This is a genomic window from Pirellulales bacterium, from assembly GCA_035656635.1.
In the GTDB taxonomy this organism is placed as follows: domain Bacteria; phylum Planctomycetota; class Planctomycetia; order Pirellulales; family JADZDJ01; genus DATJYL01.
In genome coordinates, this window is sequence record DASRSD010000152.1 from 16,383 (window position 1) to 35,109 (window position 18,727).

Here is an 18,727-nt window from a genome sequence, read left to right on the forward strand (position 1 = left end):
GTAACGTCCGACTAAAAAAGCAAAAATGCTGGCGTTGCATTTGGCACGGGTGAAGCAATGTAAGTGTAGGCATATTCGAGAGTATCGCCGCTGGTAGGATCGGTGGGACTCGTGACCTCGTTAAGCTCGTCGTTAGTCGAGTTTACAACAGCTACAGAGTATGTCCAAGTTCGCGTGGTGGTTGCCGTGTCAACCTCGATTTTGGTTAACTGCGAATTCGTCCCATAGCTAAAAGTAAGTTGTGCAACACTACTGGCGGAGCCCGCCGGTTTGGACTGAACAGTACTGGGCAGGCCATTTCCATTCGGAGTAATTACCAATTCGTTTCCATGCAGATCACGAATCTCAAATAGAACACCAGGATTGGAGCCAGTAAGGCTTCTGAATTTGTAGGTCAGTCCATTCTTGTCGGTGAACTGGTAAGTACCATCGCTGTTTTTCCGAAATTCACCGAAAACCGCAACCGGATTCTGGTATAGACCGGAGCTCGGGTTAGTGAAGTTAAGGACAACTCCATCGCCATTTGTCCAATTGATTGAAGTGCCACTTCCTGCGGAAACACGATCAGCATAGGTGCCCCACCAACTGTCTCCGAGAGTGAGAGTATTGCTTAGGTTGGTTTGGCCCTTGGTAGTCGAGTCGTAGTGGCGGGAAAAGGTGAGGGCGAGGCCCGCCGTCGGAACATTAATGTCGGTTACATTCAGCAAGAGCGCTCCATTGGCGCCATTCACCACACCGGCACTTGCAGCGGTCGAATTGGGACCGATAAAAGTTTGTCCCGGCGCAGATTGCGGATCAGCAGGAGTGGTAAAGATGTTCGTCGCGCCGCCTAAATAACTATCGCCGTTTTGATCGGCAATGACCGCATGAATCCCAACCGTAACGTTTCCTTGATTCAAAGTTACAGCGTAAAATCCAACCCAGTCGAGGCCCCCCAGTTTGTAATCATTTTCTGGCGTTATGATTTCCGACGCGCCATCGGTGAACGCGGTTTGGATCGCACTTTGCTCACCCGCTGTCAGCGCGCTCTTCCACGTAGCTTGATTCCAATTAGACTGAGTCATCGCGGTGACAGTTACTCCAACTTCGTTTGCTAATTGGAGTCCGCGGACAGTTGAATAGGCATCATTGTTGGCCAATTGCTGCCAGAGTTCGCTTTCTAAGGAAGAAAAGCTGATAGCAATCAAGGCAAAGCTCTGCTGCTTGTTGTGCGCGTCCGGATTGATGGATATCGGATCGTCGCCGATTAATGGAACGCTGATGGTCAAGTTCTGTGGCAGATTTGGAAGTTGCCGCGAATCATTGACAGTCTCAAGCGATTGACTACAACTCGCGACTGCCAAGGTCGGGTTCCCATAACCTCGAATTGTTTGAAACAAGTTGTTGGCGACTGTCTGAGCTTCATCGGTTTCTGAAAAATAGGTATACGTCGACAGAGCAAGCACTCGGGAAATATCAAACTGGTCAAATGTCAGGCCACTATTGTTGTCGACGGTCTGCTCGACAAAATTGGTTTCAGATTGAAGAATTGAAACGTATTGATTGGTCACTTGACCAGCGTTAAGACCAATAGCCATATCCGTATTGAGTGGCCTAAAAAAAGTTTCGACATTTTGATGGCCAGACGGATCAGAAATGATGACATTGACACTGAAGTTGCCTGTCGTATCGGCATTAATCAAGTGCGACGATCCTCCGATTTCCGAATAGGGATCGAGCAGTGCGTTCCCGCTGTTCCAATACACATAAAGCGGGTCATACATATAGGCTGACATCGGTAAATTCGATGCTGCGCCGATCAAACCGTGTTCGGTTCGAGCGATCCCCCGGTCGTTTATCAGATAGTCGCCATAGAAATCGACCTCGACTGTCCAATTGTATTGACTTTCATTTGTAACTGCTTGAACAAGCGTGCCGGCATGAGCGAAGTCACTCTCATTGCCTCCGCCTGTGCTAATTTCTCCCGTGGCTGGTGCCGTCGGCAATGTGCTAGGCCAGTTGGCAAGGTATTACATGAGCTTATCATCAGAAACCTCCGAATGTTGGCATTGAGAATTGGATCACGAATGCCAACGTCATCGCATTCCATTGGGGAGCCGCAGAGGCATGTTGCGCGTCGAGAAACCGTCCGTCTTCGATGCGGATACGGATCGACGAAAGTAAGACACTTCAGCGAACGACTGCCGGAATAATAGGCAAGGAAGTCATGCGCTTTCAGGAATCGAAGATGACGATAGCGTGCAGCAAATTGCACCACCTCATGGTGCCGGTTGCTGGTGACTGCTTGCCGCTACTGCCGCCCCTTTGTTTTCAGACTGCAACCGCGTATGGGCTGGACTCTGTAATTACCCTTGATCGTGGCAACGGAGTCGCTCGGCGTGCCGCTAGAAAGTTCACCAAGTCATCGTCGCGGACACGCCAGCGCGGCTGATGGCCGTTGCTCACATTGGTAGCTTGCAGTTTCTGCGACCTGATCCAGCCGAGGACCTTCTCTCTGCTCACTTTTAGTGCTTTGGCAATTTCCGGCGGTGTCCACCATTTTCTGCTGTCCATGCGTTCGACTCCAATCTTGAAAGGTGCCGCCAGCCGAGAAATTCGGCTGACGCTGTAAACGGAGCAGTGAGTCCGATTCTTTGCAGACTTCACTGTTTGTACTTCGAGACGCGAGGGCGGTTACACGCCGAGAGCGGCGTCGGCCAATTGAAAGGCGGCTCGTCAGAGGGACACTTATGCCCTCCATATAGGACATTGCTTTTCCGTCGCTCGCGTACAGCGAATCAGGTGAGTTTGACGCTGTAATAGTCAAAATACTCGGAGAATCTGGTCCAATTTGCGGGTTATTCCGGTAAAAACACTCTTTCAACATAATCTTTCGATTCACCGGAACGGTTTATACGGGCGATCGGATCGCGAAAGCCTAGTGATCGCCGAGAGCGGCGTCCGGCCGATTGAAAGGCGGCTCGTCGGGGGGGCACTCTATCCTTCTATATAGGAAATCGCTTTTCCGTCGCGCATGTGAAGCATTCCCCCAGTCAGTTTCAACATTTAGACAGCTTTTATTTTTTCGTCGTCGATAAGTCCGGCACAACGGGCAGGAACGGAATCGACGGAATCGATACGGTCGGTAATATTGGAATAAATTGCTCGACCCGCCGTGTGTTGCCGTGAGCCAAAGAAAGTGATCTTCCGCTTAGCGGCTGCCCGTTAGCATCAATGGCCCGAAATGCATGTGGGCGATCATGCTCGGCAAATTAAATCCTTGGTCCATTGAGGATTTGACTGCCGGGTGATGCTATTCGATCGTTGATCCAACAATCTTTGCCGCTGAGCTTAGTAGCGCCGACATCTTCACCATTGCGCATGGTGCTTGCGAACGGGAAATCATCGCCCGACCAGCGGCGATCTACCCGGTCACGATCGACCAGCCTGCGATGCTCACGATGGCGCAGACCTACATCTGCGGTGTTGAACTGATAAATGCGGGTGACGCTGCATAGGCGCTCTTAGCTCATCGGACGGATTTCTACACCAGTTGTCGCGACAACCGAAAGTTGTCGTAGCGGGTGTAGTTGCCAATCTTTGACAATCGTCTGACTTCCATCTAAAATCGCTGGCGAGTGAACGTCTGATTCCATACAAGCCAACTTTGCAGTCCGGTCCATAAATGACTATGGTTTCAGGACATCAGGTTGTCGCGACAACCATCTGCAAGTCTCTTCGCGGCGCTGCAAAGCACACGATTCACCGCTCAAGCACCCCTCTAATGCCCGATTTGACCAGAAAAACTGGGCAAATTTGGCCGGCCATTTTTACGTTTAGGAAACACTCGCTCTATCCACTGAGCTACGAGGCCCGGTTTGCCGTTTTGCGATTCCGCCTGCTGAGCTGTCGCCGGCTGGCTTCGGCCATGGCAAAACCGCAAGGCAAATGCCGGCAGTTTGCCGCCGACAGACACGACACCATCCGGCATTCACACGCCAGCATACCAAAGCCATCAGGGCCAAGCCACGGTCGTGGGACAATTCGCACGATTCCCGACAGTTTCGGTCTGGCAATTCGGTGGTGTAAAATTGAAACATGGGGGAGTCCATCCGAATTGCAATTGAAGATTTGTTCGATACCACCGGAACATTACCGACGCACTCGGGCAAGCTGCTGATACAAAGGGCGGAAGTCGTCGTGATTTTAGATCGCAGCTCCGGTCAACAGGCGGTGGTTTACGGCCTGGAGAAACTACATCGACAGATTGAGAAAGTCGGCGCCGACGCTCCGCTCATGCTGGTGGTCGAATTCGACGAAGAGAGCGACAACCTGGCAAAGCTGTTCGGCCTGATTCAATCGGCCAAAACGCCCGAAGAGGATGCCGACGAGTTGGAATAATCTCGATACAGTTTCAGACAGAGTTATTTCTGCTGGTTGCAATTTTTCGCCGCGGAAATGATAATCCGTTTTTGCCAGGAATTTTTTGCAACCTCCTTGTGTGCGGGCGTAGCTCAGTTGGTAGAGCGCTAGCTTCCCAAGCTGGATGTCGAGGGTTCGAGTCCCTTCGCCCGCTCTTTTTGCGATCCATCGGCAGAAGTTGCCAGGAAGTCATTTTGGGGGCGATGTGACCGGCAAGGCGTGTATCAGGCCGGAACTTCTGGGTGACCAGCAAGTTAAACTTGGGACCACTTCGGCAGAACATGAGAGGGTAATTCTTCCGCCAGAACTTCATCGCGGGCGGGCGCCGTTTCGCAGGGCACGTGCAGATGGTGGCTGCGGTAATCGCCGGAGGCGAGCAACACCTGGTCGACCCCCGCTGGCGTCAAATGCAGATTCGGCAGGTCAGCCGGTAGTTCTTGGATAGCGGCCTGCGCACTGCGCGGCGACGACACAGAATCGAACAACATCGGTGACTGCGGCAACTCCGATTCGTGTTGTTCCCCTGGAAATAAGTCCGCAGTGAAGATATCTGCCGAGGGCTTTTTGGCAGCAGTTTTTGGTAAGTCGGAAGCGATCACGGGGAGAGTGTCTGCCGGCGCCGGTTGAATTGCAGCCGTTGCCATAGGCAGATCAATCAGAAGCGGTACCGCTGGAGCGAGGGGTGCCAAGCTTACGGATGGCGTGCTGTTAATCGCTGCCACTTCTGCCGCCGTGGTCGGCGACGCTAAGCTTACAGGCGGCGAACTGCTCGCGCTTTCGTCGATGCTGACGGACACGTTTTCTGCAGGGCTAGCTGCGTTATCCCGGAGGCTGGGGACGCTTTCGCCGGAATCGGCGCTGGTGCTACCGCCGCCGTGAGAATCACCAGGGGCACGAAGAAAATGAATTTGTGCATGATTTCAGATTCCGGCATTGATGCTGTGATAGAAGCGTCCGCCGGGTAGTGTCTTAAGAATGCGTTGCTGGCTGATCGCGGATTGTGAAGCGGAGTTTCATGGGGGCTAGAATCCGCCACCGCCAAAACCACCGCTAGCCGGCTGCTTGTCTTTACTTTGCACGTCCGGTTGCTCTTGCAATAACTTTTTCCGTTCTTCGGGCGACAAGTTGTGGACCTCTTGGCCACCATTGAAAAATAATATGGTGCCGACTTCAGGAAAAAGTGATTGTGCCTCGTCCGGGTCTTCGTGTTTTGTAAGAACTAGCACTCCGGGGCTTCGTTCACCGAAAATCCGAAGCGACCAAGGCGCGAGGATGTCCGACGTGCCCTCACGCCCGGCTAGGAACTGGTGCCGCTGTCTGATCCATTTAAGCTGGTAAGCACTCCACGCCATCGGCAGGCTTATAATCGCTATCGCGAGTAAGAGCCATCGAAGGTTAAACCGTGGCCGTTTCATGCCCGCATTGTACCCTGTCCGGTGGGCGCGGGGTTTGATCCGCATGGGGGCTGATTTCCTGGAATAATCCTAAAAAATGGCCGAAACCGGGGATTGCAGCGAATTGTATAAATTTGTATATTTGCCGCTTTGCTTGGCGTTGTATATCGTTGTATAATAAGTTCAGGGACGGACCTCAATGAAACCGATAATTATGAGGCGGACATGGACAAGCCGAATAAGCAGGGGCGTCGCAAATTACAAAAGGTAGTCACGTGGCAGCGACTTGTAATTTTACCAATTATGATCCGCGAAGGTCGAGATGTGCTGACCGATGGCCAATACCTTCACATCAAAGACCATTTGAAAGAATTGACAGGATTTGGCGCTCGTAAGTTTACAACACAACTTCGGATTGCTCCATTTGAAGAATTTTGGGAATTGAAGGAAAAAGGCGGCGTATTAGGCAGGAAAAACATTCGGATTTATTTTTTTCACGACACCGACGATAGCGACATCATTCTTTTGATGACAGATAAGAAGGAAAACGATGGACAGGCTTCACCATCAATTAAATACATCCTCAGAAACCGGCTTCGCCTCTACCGGCAGGGGCATTTCGCTGGTCAACTCTTTTTTTATGTTCGGCCGGAGAAAGGTTAAGAGAAATCATAACCACTCATCATGCGGAGGTGTAATATGCTGACGGTTGACACAAGTGCCGTGCGCGCATACAAGCAAGCGCTCAGGCGTGTAGGAAAATGGCTAGAAAGTTTGCCGAAGGAGACGGCGAATGACTTGTGTGACCTATTCCAAATGTATGCGAAAGCCAAGGAGGACGGCGACGAGGAGGAATTGGAAAAGGTTAATCAGGCTATTCGAGAAATCCTTTTGCCAGATTCCCTGAAAGACGGAGTTAATGCGAAATTTTTCGATGAACAACCGAACGTCAGGGCGAGGCTAGATGCATATCGTGCAAAGGTTGGATTGGAAATCAAAAAACGCCGGGAAAAGCTGCGTATGACACAAGCTGAACTGGCGGAAAAGGCTGGAATTCCACAAAGTCATGTGAGTAGGTTAGAGTGCGGAAAGCATGTTCCAACCCACATTACAATGGAGAAGATTGCGAGAGCGCTCAAAACGAAACCGTCACGACTAGACCCGGGGTTTATCGATGACGATGAATAATTGTTTAGACAATTTTAAGCGGGGAGGATTTTCTCCTCCCCGCTTTCTTTATTGGGAGGATCGAATCATGCGCTGCTCTAAATAGGAGAGCGGCCCGCGTCTTGGAGGCGCAGCGGATTTATAACCCGCCAGTGGACGGTTCGCGCCGGGAGTTCGATTCTCACCCTCTCCGCTAACGCTTAGCGACATAGGCCCGGATTGCCTCTGTAACAGCCTTTGACCGATTCCACTTGCTTCGCATGGCTATCGCATCGAGCTGCTTAATAAGGCTCTCAGGCACCGTGACGGTCATTCTATCGGTTATCCCTTCAGGATTGATCGGCTCCCTGCCTGAATTTTCCCGCGCGCCACCGTGCTGCTTCTTTTTTGCCATAACTTTCCACCTTTTTTGAAATAATCACACTAAATCATGTTGACGTAGCCGAACTGAAACAGTATGATACATTCAACGTTGGTAGTCAAGCCAACAAAAAACCCTCACGGCTGCTGAAACAACCGTGAGGGCGAGATACAACCAGGCTTTCGCTAGGCTGCTCTGACAAGCCAATTCTAGCGAGAGCCGCAGTAAAAGGCGACTCGACAATGGTAGTTTCAAGTTGCAAGCATGAGCAAACCAAGCGATTCGGTAAAAACCGTAACGGCACGCCGCGCGTCTGCTGTATTCTTTGCGGAAAGACTTGGACAATTCAGCCGCCGCAACCTTTGGGCGATATGCGAATCTCGTTGGACGATGCCAAGCAAGTTTGCCGCCTCTTGGTCGAAGGCATGTCGATTCGCGCTACCGAACGAGTTACCCGCATCAACCGCAACACAATCTGCAAATTGATTGTCCACTTCGGAACGGCTTGTCAGCGATTTATGGATGCCCAGATGCGCGGCCTGAAATTGTCGCATTTAGAATTCGATGAACAATGGACTTGGGTAGGCCGCAAGCAATCGCGGCTAACGATCAATGAAAAGGCCGAACGTCACGACGTTGGCGATGTTTATATTTGGACCTGCATCGATAAGCAAACCAAATTGATGCCGTCATTTATGCTCGGCAAGCGGTCGGCCGACAATGCCCGCCGCTTTATGATGGACGTAGCCGGTCGGTTAGTATTCCCAAACCCACACGCCAGCGATGCCCACAAGTTTGCAATCGGGCAGTATCCCATTGTGTGCCAGCTCTCGACCGATGGTTTCGCTGGTTATCCCGAAGCCGTCGATCTAGCTTTCGGCCCCTACGTGAAGTACGGCACGATTATCAAGGAATACAAGAATGCCAACATGATTTACACGCCGTCCGAAATGGTTGGAACCCTCCGCACTGGCAAGCGCAATATAGGGCCACGACAAGAGCGAACGATAACTACTTCGCATGTTGAACGGCTAAATGGCACGCAACGGGTTTTTATGAAGCGGCTAAACAGATTGACGCTGTGCTTCTCCAAGAAACTAGAGAACCTAGAGGCCGCTTTCGCTATGTTCGCCTGCTACTACAATTGGTGCTGGCGGACCCGCAAGCCGGGCAAGAGCGGCATGAAGCGCCCGACGGCTTGCATGATGGCGGGAATCACCGATCATCTGTGGAGTTTTGACGAGTTGTTTTCAGCGGTTTTGAATTCAGCAACGCACTCTTAAGACACTACCGTCCGCCGAGCTTGGTGGCATCTATGGCGATACCACCTTATAATAGTCGCGGCCGTGGTGTTGCGAAATCGTGTGACTGACAGAGCACAACTCCTTTAAGTTGTCTGGATCGCGAATTTGCCCGACAGATTCGTGCGGGAACAGAGCGAGGGATGTTCATGGCGCGGCGTTTTATTACTCGTTATCAGGCAAAACGCGCGCGCCGAGCATTGCCCTTCAACCGGCACACGGCCGTGGAACAACTGGAACGCCACGATCTGTTGGCTTTTGGCCTGACGACCAGCACGAACTTGTACACGGTCGATACCGGGGCGGGCCTGGTCTTTTCGGTCGCGCGCACTACGGCCAATAGTGCAGCGGTCGGCGATTTGACCTCGACGATATTTGACAGCACGCAATTGGAGGCCAGCCACAGCGTCACCGCTCGCTATTCGCACTATGAATCAGGCTTAGGCGGGCACTGCGCACCGCTGGCAGGCAACCTGATTATCGCGCAATCGTGACCGGCGGCGATCTCGATTACGACACGCCCACCACGCGTAGTGAAGAGGGCCAGCCCATTGGCAACGGCCGCATGGGAAGCCTGGTCTGGACCACTCTATCGGCCCTGCACTTTCAAATCAATCGCGACGATGTGTTCGCCGAAAACAGCTACACCACCAGTTTTCCCAAGCAAGACAGCGATTACGCCAGCGGTTGCGGCTATGTCGATATCAACCTAAGCGACGCCGGCGACGATGTGTTTTCCGGCCAGACGTTCCATCAGCACTTATCTCTGTACGACGGCCTGATGACGGTCCAAGGCAGCGGCGTGACTGCCCGCATCGTGGCTTGTCCATTGCACGATGTCATGGCCGTGGAAATTGACGACCAGCGCCCGCAACCTGCGGCCATCAATATCGACCTGCGGATGCTCCGCTACGCCATTCAAAACATTACCGGCAAAAATTTCCAGTTGGCCAAAAACCACACCGTGGAGTATCACACCGCGGAACAAACCGCCACTAGCAAACTGGATATCCGCGATGGCAACATTCTGTTGACGCAGCAATTTCGCGAAGGCGATTTTTACGACGCATCCGCCGTCGCCATTCGTGTGGTCGGTCGCCCATCGAAGGCGCGGTATTTGAACGAATCGACCGTGCAGCTTTCCGCTGCGCCGGGCAAAGGTCAATTCACCATCCTGATTGCCAGCGCCGCCAGCATGCGGCCGGATGACGATGCCGCCGCGCTGGCGCTGGCACAATTCCATCCACTAGAGCAAAGCGATTTTGCCGCGTACTCCGCCGACGCCCAAAACTGGTGGCACGATTTTTGGTCCCACGGCTTCGTCAGCATGCACAGCGCCGATGGCCAGGCCGATTTTGTCGCCGCGAATTACACCTATTTTTTGTACCTCATGGCCAGCAGTTCCCGCGGCGCTTACCCGCCTCGCTTTGGCGGCATGCTGTGGTATACCAACGGCGATATGCGCCGCTGGGGTTCGCAATATTGGTGGGCCAACACGAATGCCTATTACAGCAACCTCATGCCGGCCAATCGCATGGAATTGCTGGACCCGGTGTTTTCGCTCTACTCCGGCATGCTCGATGCCTGCAAGCTGGCGGCGCAGCAGCAATGGGGTTCGCAAGGCGTGTGGATTCCCGAAATCACTTTTTTCAATGGGCCAGAGAAACTGCCCGATGATATTGCCGCAGAGTTGCAGGAATTGATGCTCGTTAAAAAACCGTATGACAATCGGTCTGCAAAATTTCAATGGTGGGCCGAAACCAAAAATCGGCATAACTCGCGCTGGAATTTTTTGGCCGACGGGCATTGGGATCACGGCCATTACGTGGTGCCCACGAAAGATGCCGGCATTTTCGGCCACTGCACGCACATTTTGTGCGACGCGGCCAAAATCGGCGCGCTGTTTTACGATCGCTACGAATTCACGCAGGACCAAACGTGGCTGCGCGAGCGGGCATATCCCATCATTCAGGGCGCAGCCGAGTTTTACCGCAATTTTCCCAACGTGAAGCTGGGCGATGATAACAAGTATCACATTTACCACGTGAACAACAACGAAAGCGGCTGGGATACCGGCGACACCCCCAACGAAATTGCCGGCATGCGACTTGCCTTTTCCACGGCCATCAAAGCTTCGACCCGTTTGGGCGTCGATGAAGATTTGCGCGGCAAGTGGCAGGAGATGCTCGACCATTTGGCCCCGGCTTCCAATCCCGGCCGTGGTCGCCGGCCAGCCGAAACGGAGCGCAGCAACTCGCCAAACCCGCCGGCGACAAACGGCTCCCCAGAAAATGCCCCCCGCAAGGCAACCGGGGGAGGCCGCGGCGGCAATCGGCCGTTTGGATCGTTCGTATATGGCGGACCGGGCGCCATTCCTGCCAACGAACCGGAAGCTCAGCTCAAAGCCAAATTCCTCGGCTTCAACGCGCTGGGAAGTTTTATTGATCCCACAGGCGACGGCAGTGCTCAAATTTTCCGCAACCGGCTGCGGCTGCGTGAAGGTCCCGGCGCCATCGATTGCGAGCACATCGCCGGCCTGGCCATAGGCATTCACTCCACATTGCTGGCCAGCTCCATGGCCGACGATGGCAAACCGCAAATCGAAGTGTTTACCAGCCTTTGGCCGCGTAGTTGGGATTGCGCTTTTAAGCTGCTGGCGCGCGGCGGATTTCTCGTCAGTTCGTCGGTGAAAAACCACGACATCGAATTCGTCGAAATCATTTCGCAACTGGGCGGGCCGTGCCGGCTGAAAAATCCGTGGCCCGAAAGCAAAATAACTTTCCAGCGCAATGGCGTGGCCGCGGAAACTCTGCAAGGACCGTCGTTGACTTTCGACACGGCGCCGGGCGAAAAAATTGTGCTGCTGCCGGCAGGCCCAACCGGCGACCAGAAGGCAGCTTCCCATTCGCCTTAAAAGTGATGTTTTCTTCTGCGACTGCCGGAAGGAGCGGCAACTGGGATACAGGCGAACTGCGGATGGAGGTTTATTTTTTGGATATCCTTGCTGACCGTCCGGCAGCCCAAGTTTCACGGATCACGTCGGCGTTTCGCTCGATTATCTTCTGAGCTTGCTCGATTTTGTCTTGGGCTTTAAGCAAATCTGCGCGGCCTTCAGCGAGCATCTTCTGAGCAGTCTTAAATTGGGCCAGTGCGGTCACTCGTTTTTGTGTAGTTGAATCGCGGTTCGTCATTATTTATTCCACTAGAGCGGGTAACAGTTAGGGATCTGTCAGCATTGTAGCGGAGTGACAAGAGTGTTTGGTACGGCTTTGCACAAAAGTCTCACAGTTGCACAAATAATCGCCGGGCCAACCATTTCGCGGGGCCTCGACCTTACGGCACTGCTGGCCGTGGTGCTGTCGCCGTAACATTCAACATCAGCACGGCCGGCTTAAGTCCCTTCCCTTTGGCAGTCAAATGCACTTCGCCAGCCCCGACATCTGATTGCACAATGACCTGCGCCAGCCCGTTGAACAGCAACCTCTCGCTTGTCTTGTCAGCCTCGTGCGACGACGGATTTCCATTCCCCACCCCGATGATCTTTGCCGGTCCGTTGATTGCAAACGTGACCATGTTGTCTGCCGTGGGAACCTTTCGACCTTGTTCGTCCGACACGTCAACGGTCACTACCGCAACATCTTCTCCGTTCCCGTTGATCTGAGTGCGATCCGCAGCCAGTCGGAGTTGCGAAGCCGCGCCGGTCGTCTCCACTTTGTCTTCAATTGTTTGCACGCTGTGCTTAAATCCTCTGGCCAGCAGCGTTCCCGGGGCATACGTCACGGTCCATTCCAAATGCTTCCGCGGCTCAACCTTCTGCCGGCCAATTACCTCGCCATTCAACGACAGCTCCACTTCGTCGCAGTTCGATTGCACCCACACGTCGACGGTCTTTCCTTCTTTGCCCGTCCAATTCCAATGCGGATACACGTGCAACACCGGCTTATCGGTCCACCACGCCTGATAATACCAGTAGTTATCTTTCGGAAACCCACACAAATCCATGATCCCAAAATGCGATGTGGTGCACGGCCACTTATACGGCGTCGGTTCCCCGCGGTAATCGAACCCGGTCCACACGAACGAGCCGGACATAAACGGGCGGTCGTAATAAAAATTCCACCACTTCTCCGCCGTGCAGGTTCCCTCAATATCGTAAGCCGACACGTAGCCGGCGGCCTTCAACTTCGGATCGGTGATGGTTCCCTTGGCGAGCGAATGCGAGCTGATATTTCCTTCGTCGTCCTCCGAATAAATCCCGCGCGAACAGCGTGTGCTGGCGTCCTCGGTCCCCATACAAGGTTTTTCTGGGAATTTTGCGTGGGCATCTTCACAAGTAATGGGCCGCTTTCCGCGAGTTGGATAGTTAAAGCCCATGATGTCGATGACCGTGGCAAAGCCGCTGCCATATCCGCTGTTCATGGCGCAGGTACACAGCCGCGAAGGGTCAAGCCCATGTGCTAAATCCTGCATCGCCTTGGCAATGGGCGCTCCCACCTCGTTGTCCCCCTGTACATTGTCACGCATCTCTTCATTGCAAATGGACCAGGCAAACACGCAGGGATGGTTCTTGTCCCGCTCGATCATCGATTGCAACTGCCCCAGTGCTTCTCGATCTGCCCCTGCCCGCCGCGTTTCATCCAGCACCAGCATCCCTAGCTTGTCGCAGGCGTCCAACAACTCCGGCGTCGGTGGGTTGTGCGAAGTGCGATAAGCGTTGGCCCCCATTTCCTTGAGCTTGGCGATCCGCCAATACTGCAGCGCATCGGGAATGGCCGATCCAACCCCGGCATGATCCTGATGATTACACGTCCCCAGAATCTCATACCGCTTGCCGTTGAGAAAAAATCCTTTGTCGGGATCGAAGCGCACAGTCCGCACGCCAAACGGCGTCTCATACCGATCGAGTGTTGCGCCGTCATCGCCTTTAACCGTCGTCACCAGGGTATATAAATACGGTGTCTGGGGCGACCACAAATGCGCTCCCGCTATATTAAACTGCTGTGTGAAAGTTTTGTGCGAGCCGCCGGCGATGGAGTTAGATGATTCCGATTCATTTGCGGCTGACGATGCCACTGTTTTTCCATCCGCATCCTGAATTTTCGAACCGACCGATATCCTCCGCGCATCGTTCGCATCGTTTTCGATATCCACGCGGGCCGTGACAACCGCACCTTGCGATTCAGAGTCCGCCGGCGCAGTGGTAACATATGTTCCCCAATGCGCCACGTGAACCGGCTCCGTCTTGTTCAACCACACGTGCCGATAAATTCCCGCCCCTTCGTAGAACCAGCCCTCAAACCGTGTGGCATCTAGGCGCACAACCAGCGTGTTGTTTCCCGCTTCGCCGTCGCCACAGTTGGCATATTTGGTGATGTCGTATTGAAAACTCGAATATCCCGAGGGATGCCGCCCCAGGCAACGGCCGTTCAACCACACGAGCGAATTCCGATAAACCCCGTCAAAATCGAGAGTGAGGGTGCGTCCTTTGTCCGATGCCGGCAACGAAAAGTTCCGCCGGTACCAACCGATCGTCGTGCCTTTCTTCGGATCCAGATCCTTGAACCCATGCTGGAAATTCGCGCTCTCGCTGAACGGCAGTTCGACTGCCCAATCGTGCGGCAAATTTAATTCGCGCCAGCTAGAAGCATCGAAGGCGGGTTGCACGTAATCCAAGTGCTCGCCGGAATGCGCTGCTACTGCATCGGCCTGCTCCGATTCCATCTTCGCCCAGTTCGCTAGATCGGCTTTCCGCACCTTCGCCAAATCGCTGGGCTCAGGATAATCCAAGGCATTGCCAACTTCGGAGGAATCTCCCAAATGAAACCGCCAATGCGCGTCCAACAGCAAATGCTCTCGCAGGTTGTCTGCGGCGTGAACTACAGAAAGCGCCGACCACGCCCAGAAAACTCCCAGGGCAACAACAACACGACGGGACGACATCATTTCTCTCAGTTCATTCACCCCCCCGGGTAAACAACAATAATAATCAGAAGAGCACTATCGCGGCAAAGTCCGTCGATAGTTTAGCGGCGCGCGTGATGATGTGCTACTTACTACGCGCTGCCGAATCTTAGAATCGCGCTGCCGCAATGGTTCAGGGATGGCTGAAGGGCAGCTTGCCTTCGCCGCGGGGCTTGGTCGGTCCGTAGCCGCCGGCTTTCTCATAAACTCGCACGTAATCGACCACCATTTCGGCCGGAAATTTGGTGGTTTGATCGGGCGGCCCCAGAAACTGTCCGCCCACGGCCACATTCATGACGATGAAAAACGGCCGGTCGAACGGCGCCGGCCACGGGTGCAAGTCGGGCTCACTGGCCGGGTTGGTTGCCTTGCCGCCCGACTTGGCGCTGCTCCACCAAAACGTTTGGTCTTCGTACTGTTTGCCGTCGACATACCAGCGGATTTCGCCGGGCTCCCATTCCAACGCGTATACGTGGAAGTCGGCAATCGTGCCGTTGTCGGGAAAAATATAATCTTTGCCGGCGTGCACATTCCCGGGCCAGCGCGAGCCGAAATGAATGGTGCCCAACACCTTGTTGGGCTCCTGGCCGCGCGCCTCCGTCACGTCGATTTCTCCGGAGCAGGGCCAAGGGCCGTACTTCTCATCTTGCGGCAACATCCACAATGCCGGCCAAATACCCTTGCCCGTCGGCAACTTCGCGCGGAACTCAAAACGGCCGTATGCTTGGCTGAACAATGGGCCGCCGTCCACGCTGCGCGACTTGAGCCGAGCCGAAGTGTAACCGCAACCGTTCAGCGACTGCTTCAGCGCGCGAAGATGTAGCATGCCTTCTTTGACGAATGCGTTGTCTGGCTCTTTGGTGTAATACTCCAACTCGTTATTGCCCCAGCCGCTAAGCCATTGATTCCCGTCATAGTTGTAAAACCCGTTGCCGAGATCGAAATCCCACTTGGTGCGGTCTATGTCTTTGCCGTCGAACTCGTCGCTCCAAGAAAGTTTCCAGCCGGGCGGAGCGTCGGCGGCAAACGTCCCGCTATGTCCGATCAGACAAACGCCGAGTGCCGCAATGATTGAGGCCAGAGCGTAGCGCATAATCGCGATGGGGCGAGTGAGCGATTGCGTGATCTACTTAACCAGTGAAGTTCCCTATGCCGCAGCACGCTTTCTTGCGGCGGCTGCGACCGCGAATCCACCAAGTGCAAGTAAAATAAACGACGTCGGCTCCGGCACGGCACTGATTGTTCCGTTGCCGGCAAGGAGAAGGTTGATTAGTGCCTGCATTTTAAAATTGGTTAGATTGGAACCACTATTGCCAGGAATGTTATTGATTGCGGCCAAATCGGAAGCGCTCACATTGTACGTGCTTTCATATAGCGGCAAATTGGTCAGCGCCAGTTCCAAGGCGTTAATGTCGGCGGAATCGACGTGGCCATTTTTGTTGTAATCACCCGGCGCTGGAGGCGCTGCGGTAGTAGCTAACGTCAGACTTAAGTCATCGAATGCGAAATATGCATTCGAGTTGCCATTGATATTCAGCATATATGCGAGGATCGATTGGGTGTTGGCCGGGGCCGTGGCCGTTACGCTGCCAAATTCCCACGTGTTTTGCGGAAGCGGTATCCCACCACCGCCTCCGGGTGTTCCAAAATTTACGCCTATCGCCCCTCCGATCTGCGTGCCACCCGATGGCCCGTCGAAATACGCGATTTGTAATATCGCAAAGTCATTGCTGCCAGTTACCAATACGTTGGGGGTCCTTACCCAACCGGATAAAGTATATACCTGCCCTGGGCTGGCAGGGAGAACTTCATACGCGCCTGGAACGGAATAGCCACCATTGCCGCCGGGCATCTCCATATCCCAAACGCCGCTGTGCGCAACGGTAGGCTGGCCACCCGCTGGGGGCACAAAATTATCAGGAGGGCCCGGATTCTCTCCTTCGAACGGTAATCCGCCAAATTCTGCCCAGCCGGGTGCGTCGGTGGTGTTTGGATTGGTAGTTACTGTCCCAATTTCAAACCCGGGATCTACCAATAAGTTCGTCTGTCCCCAGCTCGCTTGCGCGAATACAAGCATGCAAGTACCTATTGCCGACAGAGAGAATAACCGTCTCAATTGTGTTTTCATGTTTGTCCCTTTCACGAATGACCCGTGTTGATATTTCCCATATGGGCTGAGCCTAGAACCGGTCCAAGGTCACAACCGTCGGCGTTTTTAACCGGCGCTCCGACTGCGTCCAACGCTGAGCCAGGTCCCTAAACAGCTGGTCAAACAGACTCCCCGAACGCACTCCCTATTGATTCGCAGATTATTAGTTCTTTTTTAATCTTAAGCTACGGCGAATGCAAACATTTTACGAACATTTCGCCAACGAGAGAGCCTCTTTACAAGCGAAATTTGCCCTGGCCGAGGGCATTTGATCGGACCGAAGCCCCGACCGCCCCCCATTGGCTGCCATTCAGCGTGGTGATCAAAGCGCCGCAATTTATCAGCGAATTGTCCGGGTTATCGCCTTTCGTCTCCAGACGGCAAGGCCACCCAACGCCAGCAGAACGAACGTCGATGGTTCCGGGACGTCTTCGGTTGAGCCTTTCCCTGATTTCAATGCGTTAATCAGGCTTTGCAAATCGGTATTATTGAATTTGCCATCCCCGTTCATATCGCCGATCAGGTTCAATTGAGCCGTTGTTAGGCTTTCGCCGGCCGCGAAGGTTGCTTCATTGGTCAGCGCCTGTTCCATGGCAGTGACATCCTTGGCGTCGAGATGCCCATCTCGGTTCACGTCGCCAAGAATAGGAAGGGAAAACGCTTCGACGTCGGAAATGGTCATGGTGTAACTGCCCGCAGCAATGGGTGGACGGCTATTGGGGGTGTTAAAGCCCGGATATTGCCCGCCGACCGCCAGATTCATGACTAGGTAAAAGTTCTTATCGAATGGGGCCGCATTCGTAGCCCCCGTTCCCCCGGGGTTATACCAGCCTGTGCTATTAGTACCGGCATTGCTTCCAGTTTGCGATTCATACAGCAAGCCGTCTACATACCATGCTAACAGACCGTGGGTATAGGTCGTCCCGTTGTAAGTCGCGCCAGCCGGAAGCCATAGCAAGTCGTAGGTGTGGGAATTTTGCGTGTTATAGCCGGGATGGCTGCTGCTGTTGTACACTTGCGTCGCGCTGATATCAAAACTTGGACCGCTGTGGTAAGAGCCTTGCTCCTGCTGGTTGGCGGTCGAACCGCCGCCGCCTCCGGATTCAAAAACATCGACTTCACCCGACGTGGGCCAGCCCGAGCCGTAACCCTTTGAGTTCTGCGGAAGCATCCAGAGGGCGGGCCACAGGCCGCTGCCCGACGGAGCGGAAGCAGTCCATTGAAACAGACCGTAAGTCTGCGAAAAGTAATTACTGGTATTGATGCGCGCGGAAGTGATCTCCGTAGAATTGACTGGGTGGGTAGTGGTGTTGGTGGTGACTTGGGGCGTAGTGAAATTGTTGGGGACAATGGCAGTGATGTTCAAGCCATTGCTGTTGATAAACAAGTTGCTATTGGACAGGTTGCCGCTGGTCTTCGCGTCGTTGTAGTACTCCCATTCGTTATTCCCCCAGCCGTTTAATCCATCCTGCGCGCCGGTGCCAAATTCTGCGGTCCAGTGGTTTAAATCGGTTTGGGCATTGGCCGAAGTGAAATCGTTGGACAACGTTTGCAGCCAGGGGAGGCCGTTGGGAGCATTCACAGCCGCTGCCGGTTCTGTGGCGAAACTTGGAGTAGCAATTCCCAAGACAAGCACGAAAGCCAGTGCGGGAACGAAACCACGATGCAGGGTGAAATTTCGCCGACCGGAATTCCGAGTGCCAATTCTCATGCTTCTGTTCCGTTCTCTCTGATAAAGCGCGCGTTTGCCGTTACCGAGGCCCACGAAAACGGCCGCACAGCTCCGCTGACATTGACAAGCCCGAAAATCATCCCCCGGCGGCGTCGTTTTAAACGCCGCGACTAAGAATACCAGCCCCAATGCTAACATTTCCGTGCGTTAAAGGGCATAGTACGCTAGAAGGGGGTGTTCAATCAAAATTCCCGGATTCGAGCAATCGGCGGCGGCGAGGATTCGCATCAAGCGCGCAAAAAAACCGCGCACGGCCTTTGA

At 53.8% G+C, this 18,727-nt stretch carries 15 protein-coding genes and 1 tRNA gene; 8 read left to right on the top strand and 8 right to left on the bottom strand.

All coding sequences use genetic code 11. The features are described 5' to 3' along the window. Positions 1 to 11: 11 nt before the first annotated feature. Entirely contained in the window at positions 12 to 1,985 is a 1,974-nt protein-coding gene (locus VFE46_15100; protein ID HZZ29323.1) for a DUF6531 domain-containing protein, read from the bottom strand. A 2,092-nt stretch (positions 1,986 to 4,077) separates the two neighbouring features. On the opposite strand from VFE46_15100, the gene VFE46_15105 reads away from it, so the two are divergent. Together VFE46_15105 and VFE46_15110 are read left to right on the top strand one after the other, a co-directional pair. After that, entirely contained in the window at positions 4,078 to 4,380 is a 303-nt protein-coding gene (locus tag VFE46_15105) for a hypothetical protein (protein ID HZZ29324.1), read from the top strand. Positions 4,381 to 4,482: 102 nt separating this feature from the next. Then, positions 4,483 to 4,555, top strand: a tRNA-Gly gene (locus tag VFE46_15110). 100 nt (positions 4,556 to 4,655) lie between these two features. Here the strand turns inward: VFE46_15110 and VFE46_15115 are convergent. Beyond that, a complete protein-coding gene (locus tag VFE46_15115) occupies positions 4,656 to 5,045 on the bottom strand; it encodes a hypothetical protein (protein ID HZZ29325.1) in 390 nt (129 codons plus the stop codon). 58 nt (positions 5,046 to 5,103) lie between these two features. Here VFE46_15115 and VFE46_15120 point away from each other — a divergent pair, with 58 nt between their 5' ends. After that, positions 5,104 to 5,280, top strand: a complete 177-nt coding sequence (locus VFE46_15120; GenBank protein HZZ29326.1) for a hypothetical protein — start codon at positions 5,104 to 5,106, stop codon at positions 5,278 to 5,280. 143 nt (positions 5,281 to 5,423) lie between these two features. Here the strand turns inward: VFE46_15120 and VFE46_15125 are convergent, their stop codons facing one another. Next, on the bottom strand, positions 5,424 to 5,627 hold the full coding sequence (locus tag VFE46_15125; protein ID HZZ29327.1) for a hypothetical protein: 204 nt from the start codon (positions 5,625 to 5,627) through the stop codon (positions 5,424 to 5,426). Positions 5,628 to 6,020: 393 nt separating this feature from the next. Here VFE46_15125 and VFE46_15130 point away from each other — a divergent pair, with 393 nt between their 5' ends. The 5 genes from VFE46_15130 (at position 6,021) to VFE46_15150 (ending at position 11,538) form a co-directional block, all read left to right on the top strand. Beyond that, positions 6,021 to 6,458 (top strand): hypothetical protein, encoded by a 438-nt coding sequence (locus tag VFE46_15130; protein ID HZZ29328.1) that lies wholly within the window; start codon positions 6,021 to 6,023, stop codon positions 6,456 to 6,458. 36 nt (positions 6,459 to 6,494) lie between these two features. Then, positions 6,495 to 6,983 carry a helix-turn-helix transcriptional regulator gene (locus tag VFE46_15135; GenBank protein ID HZZ29329.1) on the top strand — a complete coding sequence of 163 codons (489 nt, stop codon included), beginning with the start codon at positions 6,495 to 6,497 and terminating at the stop codon, positions 6,981 to 6,983. Between the two features lie 711 nt (positions 6,984 to 7,694). Beyond that, entirely contained in the window at positions 7,695 to 8,606 is a 912-nt protein-coding gene (locus VFE46_15140; protein HZZ29330.1) for a hypothetical protein, read from the top strand. 167 nt (positions 8,607 to 8,773) lie between these two features. Next, on the top strand, positions 8,774 to 9,118 hold the full coding sequence (locus VFE46_15145; protein HZZ29331.1) for a rhamnogalacturonan lyase B N-terminal domain-containing protein: 345 nt from the start codon (positions 8,774 to 8,776) through the stop codon (positions 9,116 to 9,118). Further along, on the top strand, positions 9,115 to 11,538 hold the full coding sequence (locus VFE46_15150) for a DUF5703 domain-containing protein (GenBank protein ID HZZ29332.1): 2,424 nt from the start codon (positions 9,115 to 9,117) through the stop codon (positions 11,536 to 11,538). The genes VFE46_15145 and VFE46_15150 overlap by 4 nt, the downstream gene beginning before the upstream one ends. A gap of 70 nt (positions 11,539 to 11,608) precedes the next feature. On the opposite strand, the gene VFE46_15155 is transcribed toward VFE46_15150, so the two are convergent. From VFE46_15155 to VFE46_15175, 5 genes are all read right to left on the bottom strand, one after another. Next, positions 11,609 to 11,815 carry a hypothetical protein gene (locus VFE46_15155; GenBank protein HZZ29333.1) on the bottom strand — a complete coding sequence of 69 codons (207 nt, stop codon included), beginning with the start codon at positions 11,813 to 11,815 and terminating at the stop codon, positions 11,609 to 11,611. A gap of 142 nt (positions 11,816 to 11,957) precedes the next feature. After that, positions 11,958 to 14,564, bottom strand: a complete 2,607-nt coding sequence (gene galA, locus VFE46_15160; GenBank protein HZZ29334.1) for a beta-galactosidase GalA — start codon at positions 14,562 to 14,564, stop codon at positions 11,958 to 11,960. Positions 14,565 to 14,718: 154 nt separating this feature from the next. Continuing rightward, positions 14,719 to 15,678, bottom strand: a complete 960-nt coding sequence (locus VFE46_15165; GenBank protein ID HZZ29335.1) for a glycoside hydrolase family 16 protein — start codon at positions 15,676 to 15,678, stop codon at positions 14,719 to 14,721. 54 nt (positions 15,679 to 15,732) lie between these two features. Continuing rightward, positions 15,733 to 16,662: a PEP-CTERM sorting domain-containing protein gene (locus VFE46_15170; GenBank protein ID HZZ29336.1), complete on the bottom strand. Its 930-nt coding sequence runs from the start codon at positions 16,660 to 16,662 to the stop codon at positions 15,733 to 15,735. Between the two features lie 412 nt (positions 16,663 to 17,074). Continuing rightward, a complete protein-coding gene (locus tag VFE46_15175) occupies positions 17,075 to 18,445 on the bottom strand; it encodes a dockerin type I domain-containing protein (protein ID HZZ29337.1) in 1,371 nt (456 codons plus the stop codon). Positions 18,446 to 18,727 lie beyond the last annotated feature (282 nt).

What these genes read in the sequence shown, in the direction of transcription:
- VFE46_15105 (HZZ29324.1), top strand. Translation starts at nt 4,078, where the DNA reads ATGGGGGAGTCCATCCGAATTGCAATTGAAGATTTGTTCGATACCACC.
- VFE46_15115 (HZZ29325.1), bottom strand. Translation starts at nt 5,045, where the DNA reads ATGGCAACGGCTGCAATTCAACCGGCGCCGGCAGACACTCTCCCCGTG.
- VFE46_15130 (HZZ29328.1), top strand. Translation starts at nt 6,021, where the DNA reads ATGGACAAGCCGAATAAGCAGGGGCGTCGCAAATTACAAAAGGTAGTC.
- VFE46_15135 (HZZ29329.1), top strand. Translation starts at nt 6,495, where the DNA reads ATGCTGACGGTTGACACAAGTGCCGTGCGCGCATACAAGCAAGCGCTC.
- VFE46_15140 (HZZ29330.1), top strand. Translation starts at nt 7,695, where the DNA reads ATGCGAATCTCGTTGGACGATGCCAAGCAAGTTTGCCGCCTCTTGGTC.
- VFE46_15145 (HZZ29331.1), top strand. Translation starts at nt 8,774, where the DNA reads ATGGCGCGGCGTTTTATTACTCGTTATCAGGCAAAACGCGCGCGCCGA.
- VFE46_15155 (HZZ29333.1), bottom strand. Translation starts at nt 11,815, where the DNA reads ATGACGAACCGCGATTCAACTACACAAAAACGAGTGACCGCACTGGCC.
- galA (HZZ29334.1), bottom strand. Translation starts at nt 14,564, where the DNA reads ATGTCGTCCCGTCGTGTTGTTGTTGCCCTGGGAGTTTTCTGGGCGTGG.
- VFE46_15165 (HZZ29335.1), bottom strand. Translation starts at nt 15,678, where the DNA reads ATGCGCTACGCTCTGGCCTCAATCATTGCGGCACTCGGCGTTTGTCTG.
- VFE46_15170 (HZZ29336.1), bottom strand. Translation starts at nt 16,662, where the DNA reads ATGCTTGTATTCGCGCAAGCGAGCTGGGGACAGACGAACTTATTGGTA.
- VFE46_15175 (HZZ29337.1), bottom strand. Translation starts at nt 18,445, where the DNA reads ATGAGAATTGGCACTCGGAATTCCGGTCGGCGAAATTTCACCCTGCAT.